Annotated in this window: 15 protein-coding genes and 4 tRNA genes; 14 read left to right on the top strand and 5 right to left on the bottom strand. The window is 59.2% G+C overall.

Annotated features, from left to right (window positions below; all coding sequences use genetic code 11):
- Positions 1–69: 69 nt before the first annotated feature.
- From trhO to ACYZT4_RS01580, 5 genes are all read left to right on the top strand, one after another.
- The gene (gene trhO, locus ACYZT4_RS01560) at positions 70–1,011 is read left to right on the top strand and encodes an oxygen-dependent tRNA uridine(34) hydroxylase TrhO (protein WP_461984718.1); all 942 of its coding nucleotides are present in this window, start codon (positions 70–72) and stop codon (positions 1,009–1,011) included.
- A 39-nt stretch (positions 1,012–1,050) separates the two neighbouring features.
- Positions 1,051–1,653 carry a DsbA family protein gene (locus ACYZT4_RS01565; RefSeq protein WP_461988508.1) on the top strand — a complete coding sequence of 201 codons (603 nt, stop codon included), beginning with the start codon at positions 1,051–1,053 and terminating at the stop codon, positions 1,651–1,653.
- Positions 1,646–3,463 carry an ABC transporter ATP-binding protein gene (locus tag ACYZT4_RS01570; RefSeq protein ID WP_461984719.1) on the top strand — a complete coding sequence of 606 codons (1,818 nt, stop codon included), beginning with the start codon at positions 1,646–1,648 and terminating at the stop codon, positions 3,461–3,463. The genes ACYZT4_RS01565 and ACYZT4_RS01570 overlap by 8 nt, the downstream gene beginning before the upstream one ends.
- A gap of 215 nt (positions 3,464–3,678) precedes the next feature.
- On the top strand, positions 3,679–6,138 hold the full coding sequence (locus tag ACYZT4_RS01575; protein ID WP_461984721.1) for an EAL domain-containing protein: 2,460 nt from the start codon (positions 3,679–3,681) through the stop codon (positions 6,136–6,138).
- 78 nt (positions 6,139–6,216) lie between these two features.
- Complete coding sequence (locus ACYZT4_RS01580) at positions 6,217–6,978, top strand: TenA family transcriptional regulator (protein ID WP_461984722.1); 762 nt, start codon at positions 6,217–6,219, stop codon at positions 6,976–6,978.
- A gap of 82 nt (positions 6,979–7,060) precedes the next feature.
- Here ACYZT4_RS01580 and sugE read toward each other — a convergent pair whose 3' ends face one another.
- The 3 genes from sugE to rdgC all read right to left on the bottom strand — a co-directional run bounded on the left by sugE (position 7,061) and on the right by rdgC (position 9,463).
- On the bottom strand, positions 7,061–7,375 hold the full coding sequence (gene sugE, locus ACYZT4_RS01585; RefSeq protein WP_010456757.1) for a quaternary ammonium compound efflux SMR transporter SugE: 315 nt from the start codon (positions 7,373–7,375) through the stop codon (positions 7,061–7,063).
- Positions 7,376–7,494: 119 nt separating this feature from the next.
- The gene (locus ACYZT4_RS01590; RefSeq protein ID WP_461984724.1) at positions 7,495–8,460 is read right to left on the bottom strand and encodes a bile acid:sodium symporter family protein; all 966 of its coding nucleotides are present in this window, start codon (positions 8,458–8,460) and stop codon (positions 7,495–7,497) included.
- Positions 8,461–8,542: 82 nt separating this feature from the next.
- Positions 8,543–9,463 carry a recombination-associated protein RdgC gene (rdgC, locus tag ACYZT4_RS01595; RefSeq protein ID WP_461984726.1) on the bottom strand — a complete coding sequence of 307 codons (921 nt, stop codon included), beginning with the start codon at positions 9,461–9,463 and terminating at the stop codon, positions 8,543–8,545.
- A gap of 161 nt (positions 9,464–9,624) precedes the next feature.
- Here rdgC and ACYZT4_RS01600 point away from each other — a divergent pair.
- The 4 genes from ACYZT4_RS01600 (at position 9,625) to ACYZT4_RS01615 (ending at position 10,154) form a co-directional block, all read left to right on the top strand.
- Positions 9,625–9,700 (top strand) — tRNA-Val (locus ACYZT4_RS01600).
- A 19-nt stretch (positions 9,701–9,719) separates the two neighbouring features.
- A tRNA-Asp gene (locus ACYZT4_RS01605) sits at positions 9,720–9,796 on the top strand.
- A gap of 187 nt (positions 9,797–9,983) precedes the next feature.
- Positions 9,984–10,059, top strand: a tRNA-Val gene (locus ACYZT4_RS01610).
- An 18-nt stretch (positions 10,060–10,077) separates the two neighbouring features.
- Positions 10,078–10,154 (top strand) — tRNA-Asp (locus tag ACYZT4_RS01615).
- Between the two features lie 93 nt (positions 10,155–10,247).
- Here ACYZT4_RS01615 and ACYZT4_RS01620 read toward each other — a convergent pair.
- A complete protein-coding gene (locus ACYZT4_RS01620) occupies positions 10,248–11,384 on the bottom strand; it encodes a catalase family protein (protein WP_461988510.1) in 1,137 nt (378 codons plus the stop codon).
- A 29-nt stretch (positions 11,385–11,413) separates the two neighbouring features.
- The gene (locus tag ACYZT4_RS01625) at positions 11,414–13,234 is read right to left on the bottom strand and encodes a di-heme-cytochrome C peroxidase (protein ID WP_461984728.1); all 1,821 of its coding nucleotides are present in this window, start codon (positions 13,232–13,234) and stop codon (positions 11,414–11,416) included.
- Between the two features lie 269 nt (positions 13,235–13,503).
- Between ACYZT4_RS01625 and ACYZT4_RS01630 the strand changes: the two genes are divergently transcribed.
- The 5 genes from ACYZT4_RS01630 (at position 13,504) to ACYZT4_RS01650 (ending at position 16,202) form a co-directional block, all read left to right on the top strand.
- Positions 13,504–14,220: an FKBP-type peptidyl-prolyl cis-trans isomerase gene (locus ACYZT4_RS01630; RefSeq protein WP_461984730.1), complete on the top strand. Its 717-nt coding sequence runs from the start codon at positions 13,504–13,506 to the stop codon at positions 14,218–14,220.
- Between the two features lie 295 nt (positions 14,221–14,515).
- Positions 14,516–14,971, top strand: coding sequence for a YkvA family protein (locus ACYZT4_RS01635; protein ID WP_461984731.1), 456 nt, complete (start codon positions 14,516–14,518; stop codon positions 14,969–14,971).
- 113 nt (positions 14,972–15,084) lie between these two features.
- Positions 15,085–15,426 carry a helix-turn-helix domain-containing protein gene (locus ACYZT4_RS01640; protein WP_461984734.1) on the top strand — a complete coding sequence of 114 codons (342 nt, stop codon included), beginning with the start codon at positions 15,085–15,087 and terminating at the stop codon, positions 15,424–15,426.
- A complete protein-coding gene (locus tag ACYZT4_RS01645; protein WP_003223109.1) occupies positions 15,423–15,794 on the top strand; it encodes a hypothetical protein in 372 nt (123 codons plus the stop codon). The genes ACYZT4_RS01640 and ACYZT4_RS01645 overlap by 4 nt, the downstream gene beginning before the upstream one ends.
- Positions 15,795–16,202, top strand: a complete 408-nt coding sequence (locus tag ACYZT4_RS01650) for an SEL1-like repeat protein (protein WP_461984736.1) — start codon at positions 15,795–15,797, stop codon at positions 16,200–16,202.
- Positions 16,203–16,416: the final 214 nt, after the last annotated feature.

A 16,416-nucleotide genomic window follows, 5' to 3' on the forward strand; every position in this document is an offset into this window, starting at 1 on the left:
GCTTACCCGGCGCGTTTTTTTTTGCATCCGGTTCACCCCTTACGAGGGTAGCCACCTGGAGAATCACCCATGACACAACAGATTGTCGTGGCGGCACTTTATAAGTTCGTCACTCTGGAAAACTACGTCGACCTGCGCGAGCCCCTGCTGCAGGCGATGGTCGACAACGGCATCAAAGGCACGCTGCTGATCGCCGAAGAAGGCATCAACGGCACCGTCTCCGGCACGCGTGAAGGCATCGACGGGCTGATGGCCTGGCTCAAGAACGACCCGCGCATGGACGACATCGACCACAAAGAGTCTTACTGCGACGATCAGCCGTTCTATCGCACCAAAGTGAAACTCAAGAAAGAAATCGTCACCCTCGGCATCGAAGGCGTGGACCCAAACAAAAAGGTCGGCACCTACGTTGATCCGGAGAACTGGAACGCGCTGATCAGCGATCCGCAAGTGCTGTTGATCGACACCCGCAACGACTACGAGGTCGCGATCGGCACCTTCGAAGGCGCCATCGATCCCAAGACCACCAGTTTTCGCGAGTTTCCCGATTACATCAAAGCCCATTTCGACCCGGCGGTGCACAAGAAAGTCGCGATGTTCTGTACCGGTGGCATTCGGTGCGAAAAGGCTTCGAGCTACATGCTCAGCCAGGGCTTCGATGAGGTCTATCACCTGAAGGGCGGCATCCTGAAGTACCTCGAAGAGGTGCCGCAGGCAGAAACCAAGTGGCAGGGCGACTGTTTCGTGTTCGATAACCGCGTGACTGTGCGTCATGACCTCAGTGAAGGCGACTACGACCAGTGTCATGCCTGTCGCACCCCCGTAAGCGTCGAAGACCGCGCGTCCGAGCACTATGTGGCCGGCATCAGCTGCCCACATTGCTGGGATAAGCTGAGCGAGAAGACTCGCCGCAGCGCCATTGATCGACAAAAGCAGATCGAACTGGCCAAGGCCCGCAACATGCCTCACCCAATTGGCTACAACTACAAGCAAACTCCTTCCGAGGCTTGAACCATGTCTGCACGCCGCCTGCTCTATGTGATGGACCCGATGTGTTCCTGGTGCTGGGGCTTTGCGCCGGTGGCCAATGCGCTGGTCGAACAGGCGCAGGCGGCGGGTGTCGACGTGCATCTGGTGGTGGGTGGATTGCGCACTGGCAGCGGTTCGGCGCTGGAGCCGACCACCCGGCGCTACATTCTTGAACATTGGCAGGCAGTGACCGAGGCCACAGGGCAACCGTTCAAGACCGAAGGTGCGTTGCCCGAAGGCTTCGTCTACGACACCGAGCCCGCCTGTCGGGCGTTGGTGACCGCACGCAGCCTCGCACCGGATTGCGCGTGGAAACTGCTCGGTTTGATCCAGCGTGCTTTTTATGCCGAAGGTCGCGATGTCACCCACGCCAGCGTCCTCGTAGAGCTGGCGGAGCAGGCCGGTCTGCCGCGCATCGAGTTCGCTGCCGCGTTCGACCGCGCCGATCAACATGCCGCCACCGCGGCCGACTTCACCTGGGTACAGGATCTGGGCATTGCCGGTTTCCCGACCTTGCTGGCTGAACGTGATGGCCAACTGGCCCTGTTGACCAATGGGTATCAGCCTCTAAGCGAACTGTCACCGCTGCTAGGCCGTTGGCTGGAGCGCGCTGCCTGTGCCTGATCTGCCCGATAACCCCCCAGCCGCTGCACGCATCGACCGACTGAGCTGGGCGGAAATTCGCCGCCTGGCCCTGCATCACAAGAAAGCCCTGTGGATCGCCAACGGCGTGGCTGTGCTGGCGACCTTGTGCAGCGTGCCGATCCCTTTGCTCCTGCCATTGCTGGTAGACGAAGTGCTGCTGGGCCATGGCGATTCCGCGCTGAAGGTGATGAACCACGCGCTGCCGGAACACTGGCAAAAAGCGGCGGGCTACATTGGCCTGATGCTGGTGGTGACCTTGACCCTGCGCTGCGGCGCCCTGTTGTTCAACGTGGTGCAGGCCAAGTTGTTCGCGGCGCTGGCCAAGGACATCGTGTACCGCATTCGCACCCGGTTGATCGAGCGGCTCAAGCGCATCTCGCTGGGGGAATACGAAAGCCTGGGCAGCGGCACGGTGACCACGCACCTGGTCACTGACCTGGACACCGTGGACAAATTCGTCGGCGAAACCCTCAGCCGTTTCCTCGTCGCCATGCTGACCCTGGTCGGTACTGCGAGCATCCTGATCTGGATGCACTGGAAACTGGCGCTGCTGATCATGCTGTTCAATCCGCTGGTGATCTACGCCACGGTGCTGTTGGGCAAGCGGGTCAAACACCTGAAGAAGCTCGAGAACGACAGCACCTCGCGCTTCACGCAGGCGTTGACCGAAACCCTCGATTCCATCCAGGAAGTGCGTGCGGGCAACCGTCAGGGTTATTTCCTCGGGCGCCTCGGCTTACGGGCAAAAGAGGTTCGCGATTACGCGGTGACTTCACAGTGGAAAACCGATGCCTCGAACCGGGCCAGCGGTTTACTGTTCCAGTTCGGTATCGATATTTTCCGCGCCGCCGCGATGCTCACGGTGCTGTTTTCCGACCTGTCCATCGGCCAAATGCTCGCGGTGTTCAGCTACCTGTGGTTCATGATCGGCCCGGTGGAACAACTGCTCAACCTGCAGTACGCCTACTATGCCGCCGGTGGCGCGCTGTCGCGGATCAATGAGTTGCTGGCCAGGGCTGATGAGCCGGAGTATCCCGGCGGTGTCGACCCGTTCATTGGTCGCGAAACCGTGGGTATCGAAGTCCGGGGTTTGAGTTTCGGCTACGGCGACGAACTGGTGCTGAATCAGCTGGACCTGTCGATTGCGCCGGGTGAAAAAGTCGCGATCGTCGGCGCCAGCGGTGGCGGTAAAAGCACGCTGGTGCAGTTGCTGCTGGGTTTGTACACGCCGCAGGCCGGGACGATTCGCTTCGGTGGTTCGACCCAGCAAGAGATCGGTCTGGAAACCGTGCGGGAAAATGTCGCCGTGGTCCTGCAGCATCCGGCGCTGTTCAATGACACCGTAAGGGCCAACCTGACCATGGGCCGCAAACGTAGCGACGAGGCTTGCTGGCAGGCGCTGGAAATCGCGCAACTGCACGCGACGATTCGCGAGTTGCCCAACGGCCTGGACAGCATCGTCGGGCGTTCCGGCGTGCGCTTGTCCGGCGGCCAGCGGCAACGCCTGGCCATTGCGCGGATGGTGCTGGCCGAGCCGAAAGTGGTGATCCTCGACGAGGCCACCTCGGCGCTGGATGCCGCCACCGAATACAACCTGCACCAGGCGTTGGCGCGGTTTCTGAGCCACCGCACCACGCTGATCATCGCGCACCGGTTGTCTGCGGTGAAGCAGGCCGACCGGGTGCTGGTGTTCGATGGCGGGCAAATTGCCGAGGATGGCGATCATCAGCAGTTGATTGCCGAGGGTGGTTTGTACGCCAAACTGTATGGGCATTTGCAGCAGATTTAGGCTGTCTCGACGAAGCACGACGAGTGAACGGTGGGGCACGTGCAAGGTCTGTTCAAACGTGTGTGCACGATCGTCCGGCGCTGTCTCGCGACACTGTTACCATGCTGCTTTCGAGTACACGCTTTGCCGGCTTGCCTAGAGCGATAACGCATCCTAGGCTAGCCTTAGCGATTTCGTCCGGAAGACGATCAAGCAGTGCTAATGCAAGGGATCTCATGAATCAAACGCGGACTCTCGGAACGCCACGGTTGTTGGGCATCGTCTGGCCATTTATTGCCGTCGTGCTGTTTCAGGCTTTGTTGGGCGGCGTCAGCCTGTATGTTCTTTCGGCGGTCCGTGGCTACGTTGCCGGTGAAAGCCTGTGGTCCAAGGGCCAGAAAGACGCGATCTATTACCTCAATCTCTATGCCGACAACGGCGACGAAGGGATTTTTCGCAAGTACCAGAACGCCATTGCCGTGCCTCAGGGCGGTCACGAGTTGCGTTTGGCGCTGGATCATCAACCGCCGAACATCGAGGCGGCACGCGCGGCGATTATCAAGGGTGGCAATCACCGGGACGACGTTTCCAGCCTGATCTGGCTGTACCTCAACTTCCGTCATTTCACCTACCTTGAAAAAGCCATCGACCTCTGGACCGTGGGTGACTTCTACCTGGTCAAGCTCGATGATGTTGCGCGGGACATGCACCAGCACCTCGCCACCAGCCCGGCCTCTCACGCAGACATTCAACGCTGGAAGGAACAGATTTTCGCGATCAACGATGAAGTCACCCCCGCAGCCAAAGCGTTCAGCGATGCCTTGGGGGAGGGGTCGCGGGTCATTCTGCGTCTGCTGCTGGTGACCAACCTCGCCACCGCGTTGGGCCTGATTGCACTGGCCCTGATGCGCACGCACAAACTGCTCAAGCAACGCCATGCCTTCGCCGATGCGCTGCAACTGGAAAAAGAACGGGCGCAGATCACCCTGCAATCGATTGGCGACGGGGTGATCACCACGGATGTGGCGGGCGACATTGCCTACATGAATCCGGCGGCCGAGGCGTTGACGCACTGGAAAGCCGAACAGGCGACCGGTTTACCCCTGGCAGCGCTGTTCAATCTGCTGGACGAAAATGCCCAGTCCGATGGCTTCACGCTGATCGAGCATATCCTCAGCGGCCAGCTCACCGGCGGCAGCGAACATTCCAAACTGATTCAGCGCCTGGACGGCAGCACGGTGTCGGTCACGCTGGTGGGTGCGCCCATCCGTAACGCCGGCAAGGTCAGTGGCACCGTGTTGGTCCTGCATGACATGACCCAGGAGCGGCAGTACATCGCCAATCTATCCTGGCAGGCGACCCACGACGCCTTGACCGGACTCGCCAACCGCCGCGAATTCGAATATCGCCTGGAACAGGTGCTGCACAATCTGACCCGGCAGCCGGGTCGGCATGCCCTGATGTTCCTCGATCTGGATCAATTCAAACTGGTCAACGATACCTGCGGTCATGCCGCGGGCGATGAGCTGCTGCGGCATATCTGCGCACTGTTGCAATCGGGATTGCGCGAAGGCGATACCTTGGCCCGCTTGGGCGGCGACGAATTCGGCATTCTGCTGGAAAACTGTTCGCCGGAAGCGGCGGAGAAAATCGCCGAGGGCTTGCGCCAGACCGTGCAGAATCTGCACTTCGTGTGGAAAGGCCGACCGTTCGTGACCACCGTGAGCATCGGGTTGGTGCATGTCACCCAGCAACCGACCACCCTCGAAACATCCCTGCGCGCCGCCGATATGGCCTGCTACATGGCCAAGGAAAAAGGCCGCAACCGGGTTCAGGTCTATCACGCCGACGACTCGGAACTGTCCCTGCGTTTTGGTGAAATGGCCTGGGTCCAGCGCTTGCACATGGCGCTGGAGGAAGACCGCTTTTGTCTGTACGCGCAGGAAATCGCAGCGCTGGGTCATGTCGAGAAGGGCGGCGGACACATCGAAATTCTGTTGCGCCTGCACGACGAGGCCGGGCGCATGATTTTGCCCGACAGTTTTATTCCGGCCGCGGAACGGTATGGCTTGATGACGTCCCTTGATCGTTGGGTTGTGCAGAATGTGTTCAAGATCATTGCCCAGTGCATGGCCGAGGAACGTAAAGGCCCATTGGCGATGTGTGCGATCAATCTGTCAGGCACAACCATCGGAGATGAGGCGTTCCTCGACTTCCTGCGCCAGCAATTCATTACATATTCGATACCTCCTGAAATGATTTGTTTTGAAATCACTGAAACCAGCGCGATTTCCAATCTGGGGAGTGCAATCCGATTTATTAATGAACTCAAAGGCTTAGGCTGTCACTTTTCATTGGATGACTTTTGTGCCGGAATGTCCTCATTCGCGTACTTGAAACATTTGCCTGTAGACTTCCTGAAGATCGACGGGAGTTTCGTAAAGGATATGCTGGACGACCCGATTAACCGTGCCATGGTCGAGGTGATCAATCACATCGGTCATGTCATGGGTAAGCGAACGATTGCCGAGTTTGTTGAAACGCCTCAGATCGAGCAGGCATTGCTGGAGATCGGGGTGGATTACGCTCAAGGGTACGTGATTGAGCGGCCTCATCTGTTTACCTGCGATAGTTTGCAAAGTCGTCCTGCCAGGCCTCAACCCTTGTTGTTCAAGGCGCCTGGCACGTTCCGTTGAAATCTCTTGCTGATCCTTACAATCACAATCAAAAGGAACCCGACAGTGATCGACTCATTCAACAGAACCGGACCCCTCATGGAAGCTGCAAGTTATCCAGCGTGGGCTCAACAGCTCATCAAGGATTGCAGCGAGAGTAAACGCCGGGTTGTCGAACACGAATTGTATCGGCGCATGCGAGACAACAAGCTCAGCGCCAAGACCATGCGTCACTACCTGATTGGTGGATGGCCGGTGGTCGAGCAATTCGCGTTATACATGGCGCAAAACCTGACCAAGACCCGCTTTGCCCGCCATCCAGGCGAGGACATGGCGCGCCGCTGGTTGATGCGTAATATTCGAGTGGAATTGAACCACGCCGATTACTGGGTGCACTGGAGCCGCGCGCACGGTGTCAGCCTGGAAGATCTGCAGGCGCAACAGGTGGCCCCTGAGCTGCATGCGTTGAGCCACTGGTGCTGGCACACCAGTTCGGCGGATTCGCTGATCGTTGCCATTGCTGCCACCAACTACGCCATTGAAGGCGCGACCGGTGAATGGTCGGCGCTGGTCTGTTCCAGTGGCGTCTATGCGGCCGCGTTTCCCGAGGAAGACCGCAAGCGGGCCATGAAGTGGTTGAAGATGCACGCCCAATACGATGACGCCCACCCGTGGGAAGCGCTGGAAATCATCTGCACGCTGGCGGGGTTGAACCCGAGCAAGTCCCTTCAGATGGAGCTGCGTCAGGCAGTGTGCAAAAGCTACGACTACATGTTCCTGTTTCTGGAACGGTGCATGCAACTGGAGCCTGCGGAAAAGACTCCTGTTGCGCGTGAACGCATGGTGCTGGCGGAAAGCTGATCCGTTTTCAGGCCAATGAAAAAAGCCCGCTCCCCCGGTTATCGCCAGGGGAGCGGGCTTTTTAGTATGGGTTACAGGTGAACTAGGCGCTGACTTTCAACCCGATCAGCCCGGCAATGATCAACGCCACGCTGGCGAGCCTGAACAGCGCCATGGACTCGCCGAACAGAATAATCCCGGCGATGACCGTGCCGACAGCACCCACGCCCGTCCAGATCGCATAGGCGGTGCCCAGGGGTAATTCCTTCATGGCCAGACCGAGAAGGCCAAGGCTGATGGCCATGGCGGCAACCGTCAATGCGGTGGGAAGAGGGCGGCTGAAGCCATCGGTGTATTTCAGGCCGACCGCCCAGCCCACTTCAAACAGGCCGGCGAAAAACAGAATGATCCAGGACATGACAGACCTCCATCGATTGACGGGGTCGTCCCCTGATTAATGATTCGATCGAGCCGCGAGGTCGTCCTCGCGTTGTGCAATAGAGTGCCCATCATTAAGCCGGGGATCAAGTTGGCGGCTTATTCCGTTGCCTGCCGAGCCGCCGTTTCCCGATCCTTTTTCTCGCTCATCCGGCGGAAATACGTCGAAAGCAGCGCCCCGGAAATGTTGTGCCACACGCTGAACAGCGCGCTGGGCACCGCCGCCAGCGGCGAGAAGTGTGCACTGGCCAGCGCCGCACCCAGGCCGGAGTTCTGCATGCCGACTTCCAGCGCCAGGGATTTGCGCTGGGCCAGTGGCAGTTTGAACAGGCGCCCGGTGAAGTAGCCGAGCAAATAGCCGAAACTGTTGTGCAGCATCACCACCGCCATGATCAGCAGGCCGGATTCGGCGATTTTCGCCTGGCTAGCCGCAACGACCGCCGTGACGATGATCACGATGCTCACCACCGAAACCAGCGGCAACACATCCACCGCGTGGCGAACCCGTGCACCGAGCACGCGCTGGGCAATCACGCCGAGCACGATCGGCAGCAGCACCACTTGCAGGATCGACCAGAACAGCTCCATGAACGACACCGGCAACCAGGCCGAGGCCAGCAGCCAGATCAGCGCCGGGGTCAGCAGTGGAGCGAGGAGGGTGGTGACGGCGGCGATTGCCACTGACAGCGCCAGATCCCCGCGCGCCAGCCAGGTCATCACGTTCGAGGACGTGCCGCTCGGGCAGCAGCCGACGAGAATCACGCCGACGGCAATTTCCGGCGGCAAATGGAACGCCTGGCAGAGCAACCACGCCACACCGGGCATGATCACGAAATGTGCGACGACGCCCAGGGCCACCCGCCACGGATGGCGCGCGACTTCGGCGAAGTCTTCGAGTTTGAGGGTCAGGCCCATGCCGAACATCACCAGCCCCAGAAGCGGGACGATGGCGCCTTTAAGGCCGATGAACCACGCCGGTTGCAGGAAGGCCGCGACGGCGAAAATCAGTACCCAGTAGGCAAAAGTGTTGCCGACAAAACGACTCAATGCAGCCAATGCGCGCATGGCCTGGTCCTTATTTTAAGTGACACCACAAAGTCCTTGTAGGAGCGAGCAGGTTCGCTCCTACAGTAGAGATCACCAGCTTTTAGATCCCTTGCGGCAGCTCTTCACCGCCCAACGCTTCAATCAGCGCCGGCAGGAAATCACCAAACGTCAGCATCATCAGGGTGAAACTGGCGTCCAGCTGGCCCAGGGCCTCTTCGCCGCCGTCCTGTTCCGCCTGATCCTGCAGCAGATCTTCGAACTTGAGGCGCTTGACCACCATCTTGTCGTCGAGGACGAAGGACAGTTTGTCCTGCCATGCCAGCGACAGCTGAGTAACCACTTTGCCAGTGCTCAGGTGCAACTGGATTTCTTCGCTGGTCAGGTCCTGACGCTTGCAGCGCACAATGCCACCGTCTTCGTGGGTGTCGCGCAGCTCGCACTCGTCCAGCACGAAAAAGTCATCCGCGGCTTTCTGGGTGGTCACCCATTCGGTCATGGTTGCGGTTGGTGACATTTTTACGGTCAGCGGACGTACCGGCAAAGTACCGATCACTTCGCGCAGGGTGGACAGCAAGTCTTCGGCGCGTTTCGGGCTGGCCGAGTTGACCAGGATCAGGCCCTGTTTCGGCGCGATGGCGGCGAAGGTCGACGAACGACGGATAAAGGCGCGCGGCAGGAAGGCCTGGATGATTTCATCCTTGATCTGGTCGCGTTCCTTTTTGTAGACCTTGCGCATTTGCTCGGCTTCGATCTCTTCGACCTTTTCCTTAACGGCGTCACGCACGACGCTGCCCGGCAGGATGCGCTCTTCCTTACGCGCGGAGATCAGCAGGAAGTCGCCGCTGACATGCGCCAGCGGTGCATCTTCGCCCTTACCGAAGGGCGCAACGAAACCGTAGGTGGTCAACTCCTGGCTTGCACAGGGACGCGCCAGTTTGGTGGCCAGTGCAGTTTCCAACGCCTCGGCATCAAAAGGCAGATCTTGGGTCAGGCGATAGATAAGCAGGTTTTTGAACCACATGGGGCGAGTCTCTCCTTATGTACAAAGGGGGGCATTATTCTCTTCGTGGCGCCATAGGCCAACCCTTCTCTAAGCCTTTGGAAGGCCTGAAAAAATTATTTAAGAAAGTGCTTGCCAGAGGTAGGGTCGCTCCGTAGAATGCGCGCCACACCGAAAGTGAAGGGTGATTAGCTCAGCTGGGAGAGCGTCTGCCTTACAAGCAGAATGTCGGCGGTTCGATCCCGTCATCACCCACCATTCGCTTCAAGTGTTACGCGCAGCGGTAGTTCAGTCGGTTAGAATACCGGCCTGTCACGCCGGGGGTCGCGGGTTCGAGTCCCGTCCGCTGCGCCATATTCGGTAACCTGGAACGCTGAACGCCAGGTCACCACGGAAAAGCCCGCTCACGCGGGTTTTTTTCTGCCTGAAGTTCCTGCAGGACGCATCGTTTCATCGGTGTTCAGATTTTTTGAATTATTTTTCAATTAAATCAACACGTTATGAAAATCTGTGGCACAATGCGCCCCGCAACGAAGGTAAAGGGTGATTAGCTCAGCTGGGAGAGCGTCTGCCTTACAAGCAGAATGTCGGCGGTTCGATCCCGTCATCACCCACCATTACTTTCAACGCTACGCGCAGCGGTAGTTCAGTCGGTTAGAATACCGGCCTGTCACGCCGGGGGTCGCGGGTTCGAGTCCCGTCCGCTGCGCCATATTCGGTAACCTGGAACGCTGAACGCCAAGTCACCACGGAAAAAGCCCGCTTAATGCGGGCTTTTTGCTGTCTGGGGTTTGGCCTGATAATTTTATTGCCCGCCATTTTGGTTGTGCCGATAGTCGCTCACCGCTTCATACACCGCTTTGCGCAACCGGTTGATACCGCCAATCGGGCGATGTGCTTCCAGACCGAACCACGGGTTGAACGACAGGTTGTCGCATAGCAGATTCTGCGCCGGGGTGTCGAAGTCCTGGGGGGGCAGGGTGATACGCGCCACGGTCTCGAACGGCGCATCCTGCTCGCGCCATTCGACACTGGTGTCCTCGATCGGCATGAACCTGTGCGCATCCTGACGCTGGATCTGCAACACAAAACACGCGGGTATCCGGTCGGTGGACAGCTGCTGGGTCAAAGCGCTGCGCAGGAAGTTCGGTAGGTCCTGATTTTGCTTGGGCAACATGTAGGCCGGGCAGTTTTGCGCATCCGGCATCACCCGGAACTTGGCATTCGCCTCGCCGAATTTGTACGGCGAAACTGAAAAGTAGGGGGTGCGTGTCGGGCTTTCCGGCGGCGGCGACAGGGTCGCCAGGGCAATCAACAAATGCCGGACTTGCCAAGTGCGCGGATCCCAGCCTGGAAAAAATGCCATGACCGTTTTTCCGTCAGCCTGAGCCGCGACATTCTGACGGTACTCGGCGACATCGCTGACAAAGAAGTTCGGATGGCTGAACATCACGAAGTCCTGCTCGTGCAGCCCGTGTCGGTCGCCAAGCAACTGCTTGCCTGGCACATCCAGCAGTTTGATCGCCATCCCCCGGGCGTCGCGCATGCTGTCAAACTGCGGATACGCGTTGCCGTTGGACAGGCGCATCATCGCTTGCCAGGTCTTGCCGGGCTCGCTGAACACACCTTGACGCAACTCTGCCGCCAGACCTTGCAGAACCTGCACTTCGGCTTTCACGCAGCCGTGGGCCTTGGCGTGAGCATCACGCAGGTAGCGGGTGCTTTCACGGTGTTGATCGACGATCCGCACGGCGGTCTGGATCACGTCCTGAGTCATCGCGGCTTCGCCGTCCGGAATCTGTTCCAGCGCCGAGACCGGGCCGTGGTGTTGCCAGGCGTACCAGGCCGTGGCCGACGCCCAGCCAAGCAAGCCGATGCACAGCAGAACCAGCAGGGTCTTGCCGAGCACACGTCCCAGCCACAACCAGAACCGGGCCAGCATTGGTAAATCTTTTTTGGAGGTGGTCATGATCATGGCAATTGTTGCTCCAGCGGGCCGCCCAGCACTTTCAGGTATTCCAGCAGCGCCCAGCGCTCCTCGGGTTGCAGCATTCGGCCGATCACGCCGTTGCCGCGCTCACCGGCGCGGAATTCATGGCCGCTGTTGTGGTTGCCGGTGATGCGCGTATCGAACTGGAAACCGTTGGTGAAGGCTTCGGTGCGATAGCCCAAGTGCCGCGGGTCGTAGTCGAACGTGCCTTTAAAGAAGGTGGTCGCGCGTTCATCCTGGGGTGAGAGCAATTGATAAAGGCTCGGCACCGAGCCGTTGTGCAGAAAAGGCGGGGTCGCCCATATGCCCGCCAGAGGCCGGGCCTTGTAAGCGACTTTTTCGCGAACACCGATCGGCAGGCCGAAGCCGTCGAACTCCGGCTTTTCTGCCGTGGTGACTTTGGCCTGGTGGTAAGCGCGGTTCTCGACGAATGCCGTGACGTAGGCCAAGCCCTTGGCCACCGACAGTTGGCTCAGGTCCAGCGGTTCCGTGGGTTCGGGGTGCAACTTCACGTCCATCTGCGCGAGCTCCGCCGGGTCCCATTGCAGGGCGGTCAGGTCGAAGCGCTGGGTGGCAATGTTGTTCGCCGCCGTCGGGTCGGTGCCGATGACGTCGACGGGCAGCATGTGTAAACGCTGCACCCAGCGCTCGCCCTCCTGGGTCACTCGTGGGATGTGGCAACCGGCGCAGTTGTCGGCAAATAGCCCCCGACCCTTGGCCGCCAGCGGTTTATCGATGGCCCCCAGCAGGTCTTCCGGCCAGGCGGGTGGTTTGAGGCGTTGCAGGGTTTCTTCGATCAGGTGTAAATCGCGTACCCGGACGCTGGACGGGTAGCGATCATCGCCCTTGAGCGGCTGGCCGTTGCTGTCGAAGAAGTTCAGCGTGGCACCTACGCCGAGGGCTTCGCCGATATTGCGCGCCATCGGTTGCTGCGCCGAACCGTTCCACTGCACCCAGTCGAACGTCCACATGTCCCACAGTTGCGGGTAGTCGACCGGTGCATTGGCCACCCGGTAATTGGCAGGGGAAATCGCGTCACCGAAACTGGCGTTGGCAATGCGCCCGAATGCGTCGGCACGGCCGGGGCCTTCCTCTGTCGGGTAGAGCCCTCGATGGGTGTCGTTCCAGGCGACTTTCAGGAATGTGTTGAGCGAGGTCTTGAAGTCTTCGCGCAATTGCCCGCGCCTGGCGTCATAGTCTAAGTCAGAGCCCTGGCCCAGCACGGTGCGGGCGAAGCGTTCGAATTTCCACGGGTTGTAGTAAGTGGAGGCGAGACTGGCGACCAGTGCCTGTCCGAAACTGCCACCGCGCAGTGTAGGAACGCTGGACGGCAAGACGTGCTGCGCCGATCCGCCATCGATGCGGATGGCCAGACCGTTGAAGCGCAACTCGCCGGTGTGGCAGGCGGCACAGGTGATGTCGAGAAACTGTTCCTGGCTGCCGGGGTTTTGATGGCGGGCGAAACCCACGGGCAGATTGCCGGGGTTGTTCGACGTGGCTTTCTGTCCGGGATCGACCAGGAAACCGAAACGAGCGAGGTACTCAGGGCTGGCAAAGCGCTGCTGCGAGAATGGCAGTTCCAGCGCATTGAACCAGTCATAGCGCAAGCCTTTGACTTGCGTGCCCTGGGGCGTGAAGTAGTAGGTCTGACGGTCGGCCGCGCTCCACTGCTCCAGGTAATGCACCTGTTGCGCAGGCGTCCAGGTCGGCAGTTTCGGGTTGGCGACGTAATACAGAATCACCGCCAGGCCCACGCCCAGCAGCACCACGATCAGAACCAGCAAGCGATAAAAGAGGCGCAAGATAAACATCCTTGTCGAGTTGTCGCTCTCTTATGCCTCAGCCACAAACGTGCGGCAAGTGGCCATTACGCCAGATGTTGTGAGACTGGTCAGCAGTGCCTGTGAGGCGCAGATGACAGAAGCTTCATCCTCCGGATCCGGAAATGCGTTAAAACACCTGAACTTATCAGAAGTTTCCTGCTCTCATGCCGGTAGCCATTGGTCGTGGCCGCCTGATAAGCTCGCGGCTTTATTCGATTGCCCTTTAGGCGCATGAACAAGGAAATAGCATGAAACAGCATCGGTTGGCGGCGGCGGTGGCCCTGGTTAGCCTGGTACTTGCGGGTTGTGACTCGCAGACCAGCGTAGAGCTGAAAACCCCGGCGCAAAAAGCTTCCTACGGGATTGGCTTGAACATGGGCAAGAGCCTGGCTCAGGAAGGCATGGATGATCTGGACTCCAAAGCCGTAGCACAGGGCATCGAAGATGCCGTCGGCAAGAAAGAACAGAAGCTGAAGGACGAAGAGCTGGTCGAAGCCTTCGCCGCGCTGCAAAAGCGTGCTGAAGAGCGCATGGCCAAAATGAGCGAAGAATCGGCATCCGCTGGCAAGAAATTCCTCGCCGACAACGCCAAGAAAGCCGGTGTAACCACCACGGCTTCGGGCCTGCAGTATGAAGTGGTCAAGAAGGCCGACGGCGCCCAGCCTAAGCCGACTGACGTCGTCACTGTCCACTACACCGGCACCCTGACCAACGGCACCGTTTTCGACAGCTCCGTCGAGCGTGGCAGCCCGATTGATCTGCCGGTCAGCGGCGTGATCCCGGGTTGGGTTGAAGGCCTGCAACTGATGCACGTTGGCGAGAAGTACAAACTGTACATCCCTAGCGAGCTGGCTTACGGCGCTCAAAGCCCAAGCCCGGCTATTCCAGCCAACTCGGTGCTGGTATTCGACCTGGAGCTGCTGGCGATCAAGGATCCAGCCAAGCAAGACGACGCCGCGAAGTAATTAGCGTCTGGTCTGGCAACAACGCCTCGCTTTATGCGGGGCGTTGTCGCATCTGGCGTTCGGTGGGGTAAAACAAAGCGAACGGATGCTGGACACTGGAGTCATAGCCATTGAAGACGCTTGCGCTAGCTGCGCCGTAGCGTCAAGTCAATGAAATCTTGGGTTTTTTTATGTGAGTAAAAAACGCCCGATTTGAGCAAGGCCCTTATGAAACGGGGCTCTCAGCCGTGAAATGCAGCTCTGTTCACAAGGTTATCCACAATTTGTGTGGATAACATTTCAGCGGGAGGAAATGATGAAAGCACCTTGGAATTTCGCCCGTTTCCTGCCACTGGCTGGCCGTCTGCTCGCCCGTGGACGCCTGCCGACGCTGCTGTTTGCCGTGGCCAGCAAAGGTGCCAGTCAAGGCAACCGTTTGGGCAAGCTCAAGGACGACCTGCGTCTATTGCAAGCGCTCTGTCTGGCGTACTGGCGTGGCGAATACCGGGCCATCAGCCCGAAGGCAATGATCTCGGTGGTAGCGGGCCTTATGTACTTTTTGAGCCCGGTCGATGCGATTCCGGATTTCATCCCGGTGTTCGGCATGCTCGATGACATTGCCGTGCTCGCGTGGGTGATGAAAGTCCTCGACGACGAACTCAACGCTTTTCGCGCCTGGCGCAATCGCCAGTTGCCGGAAAAGCTTGCGGTGGTCGAGCGACTGCCCGATACCCCGGAGCAACTTCAGCTTCAAGGCCCGAAAAAAAACTGAGCCGATTCAGGATCATCCCTATATACATACCCCCGCGACCTTGGCCGCTGTTAGGATTACACTTCCAGGGAAAAGCGCCGACTCGCTAAGTGTCGTTGTCCTACGGGGAAGTCATGGATATTCAGATAATCACACGCGAAGGCGAGCCCGAGTATGCGGTTGTGCCGTGGGCTCAATATCAGGCTCTACTGAAAGCAGCAGGCATCGAACAGCAACCGCCGCGAGAGGCTCAAGTGCGTCACGCGGCAACACCCGACCAGGTACTTCCGGGTCTGGATCAACTACGCAGTTTGCGCGAAGGGAAGGGCATCGCCATTGAGGCGCTCGCCCGCACGGTAGGCATCAGCCCGTCTTATCTGGCCTTGATCGAAAGTGGCGAGCGTCTACCCGACGCTGCGATTCGCCGCAGCCTGGCCTGGGAATTGACGGTGCCAGGGTGGAGGGAAGAATCGTGAGCGTACGCATCAGTCGGCAACATTGGGACGGTTTATTGGGCGAGCTGGATCAGGCGCGCCGCCAGCGACATCTGCTCACCTACCGCGCATTACTGGAGCGATTGCAACTCCCGACACCCGCCATGCAAACCTTGACCGCTGCCCTTGAACATCTGGCCGCGCTGGACGCCAAAGCCGAGCAACCGTTGCGCAGCTCGCTGGTGATCAGCCAGGGCGCCAGCCGCCTGCCACGCACCGGCTTCTTTGAATGTGTCGAGCGACTTGGGCGCTTCTCCGGACCCTCCGACGGTGTCGCTGCGGCGTCCTGGCATGCCTCGGAAGTGGTGCGGGTTTTCGAATACGAGTATCCGGAATCGGCGGAAGCCTGAGTGTTTCTAAAGCTCAAGGCCCGCGCCGGTTACTGGCTGGCGCGCCGTTTGTTCCACTGGTCGTGGTTCGTCCGCCAGCCGCGAGGCTGGAGTTGGCTCGAAGGCCAGTTCGCACGCATGGCCAATTTGGGTGATGTCGGCGCTCAAAGCTTCTATGGCCACATTCTGACCTTTCGCGGCGTTGGCCTTGGGGCGCGTGAGGAAGGTGTCCGATTGTTGCGCCTGGCGGCGTTGGCAGGCGACGGCAAGGCGGCGTATCAGGTCGGCGTGATCAGTCTTGCAGGGACGGCGAGCAAAGCGCCAGATCCGGGTGAGGCGGCGCGGTTTTGGATAATGGCTGCCAAAGCCGGGCATCCGTTGGCCGAGATCAAGCTTAAAGAGTTGGCGTCCCGCGACTCAACGCAATAAGCCCAGGTTGACCGGTAAATAAGCGTGGCGTGAGGGAAACCTCCCGCCACGTTTGCGTTTCTGCTTGTTCGTCATTGGGTGGTTTAGAGATTTGCCCTACAGCCACATCCTACTTTCCTGACTTCTTTCTCTACTGATCCCTAGCAAAGTCTCGCGCGCCCCATTTTTGCGCGAGAGATTGCCCATGATCGACCCGATTTTTCAGTTTTCCTCG

This window comes from Pseudomonas sp. GB2N2, from assembly GCF_054897705.1.

Coding starts and splice junctions, on each gene's coding strand:
- rdgC (WP_461984726.1), bottom strand. CDS start 9,463: ATGTGGTTCAAAAACCTGCTTATCTATCGCCTGACCCAAGATCTGCCT.
- ACYZT4_RS01640 (WP_461984734.1), top strand. CDS start 15,085: ATGGATATTCAGATAATCACACGCGAAGGCGAGCCCGAGTATGCGGTT.
- trhO (WP_461984718.1), top strand. CDS start 70: ATGACACAACAGATTGTCGTGGCGGCACTTTATAAGTTCGTCACTCTG.
- ACYZT4_RS01630 (WP_461984730.1), top strand. CDS start 13,504: ATGAAACAGCATCGGTTGGCGGCGGCGGTGGCCCTGGTTAGCCTGGTA.
- ACYZT4_RS01565 (WP_461988508.1), top strand. CDS start 1,051: ATGTGTTCCTGGTGCTGGGGCTTTGCGCCGGTGGCCAATGCGCTGGTC.
- ACYZT4_RS01620 (WP_461988510.1), bottom strand. CDS start 11,384: ATGCTGGCCCGGTTCTGGTTGTGGCTGGGACGTGTGCTCGGCAAGACC.
- ACYZT4_RS01580 (WP_461984722.1), top strand. CDS start 6,217: ATGGAAGCTGCAAGTTATCCAGCGTGGGCTCAACAGCTCATCAAGGAT.
- ACYZT4_RS01635 (WP_461984731.1), top strand. CDS start 14,516: ATGAAAGCACCTTGGAATTTCGCCCGTTTCCTGCCACTGGCTGGCCGT.
- sugE (WP_010456757.1), bottom strand. CDS start 7,375: ATGTCCTGGATCATTCTGTTTTTCGCCGGCCTGTTTGAAGTGGGCTGG.
- ACYZT4_RS01590 (WP_461984724.1), bottom strand. CDS start 8,460: ATGCGCGCATTGGCTGCATTGAGTCGTTTTGTCGGCAACACTTTTGCC.
- ACYZT4_RS01575 (WP_461984721.1), top strand. CDS start 3,679: ATGAATCAAACGCGGACTCTCGGAACGCCACGGTTGTTGGGCATCGTC.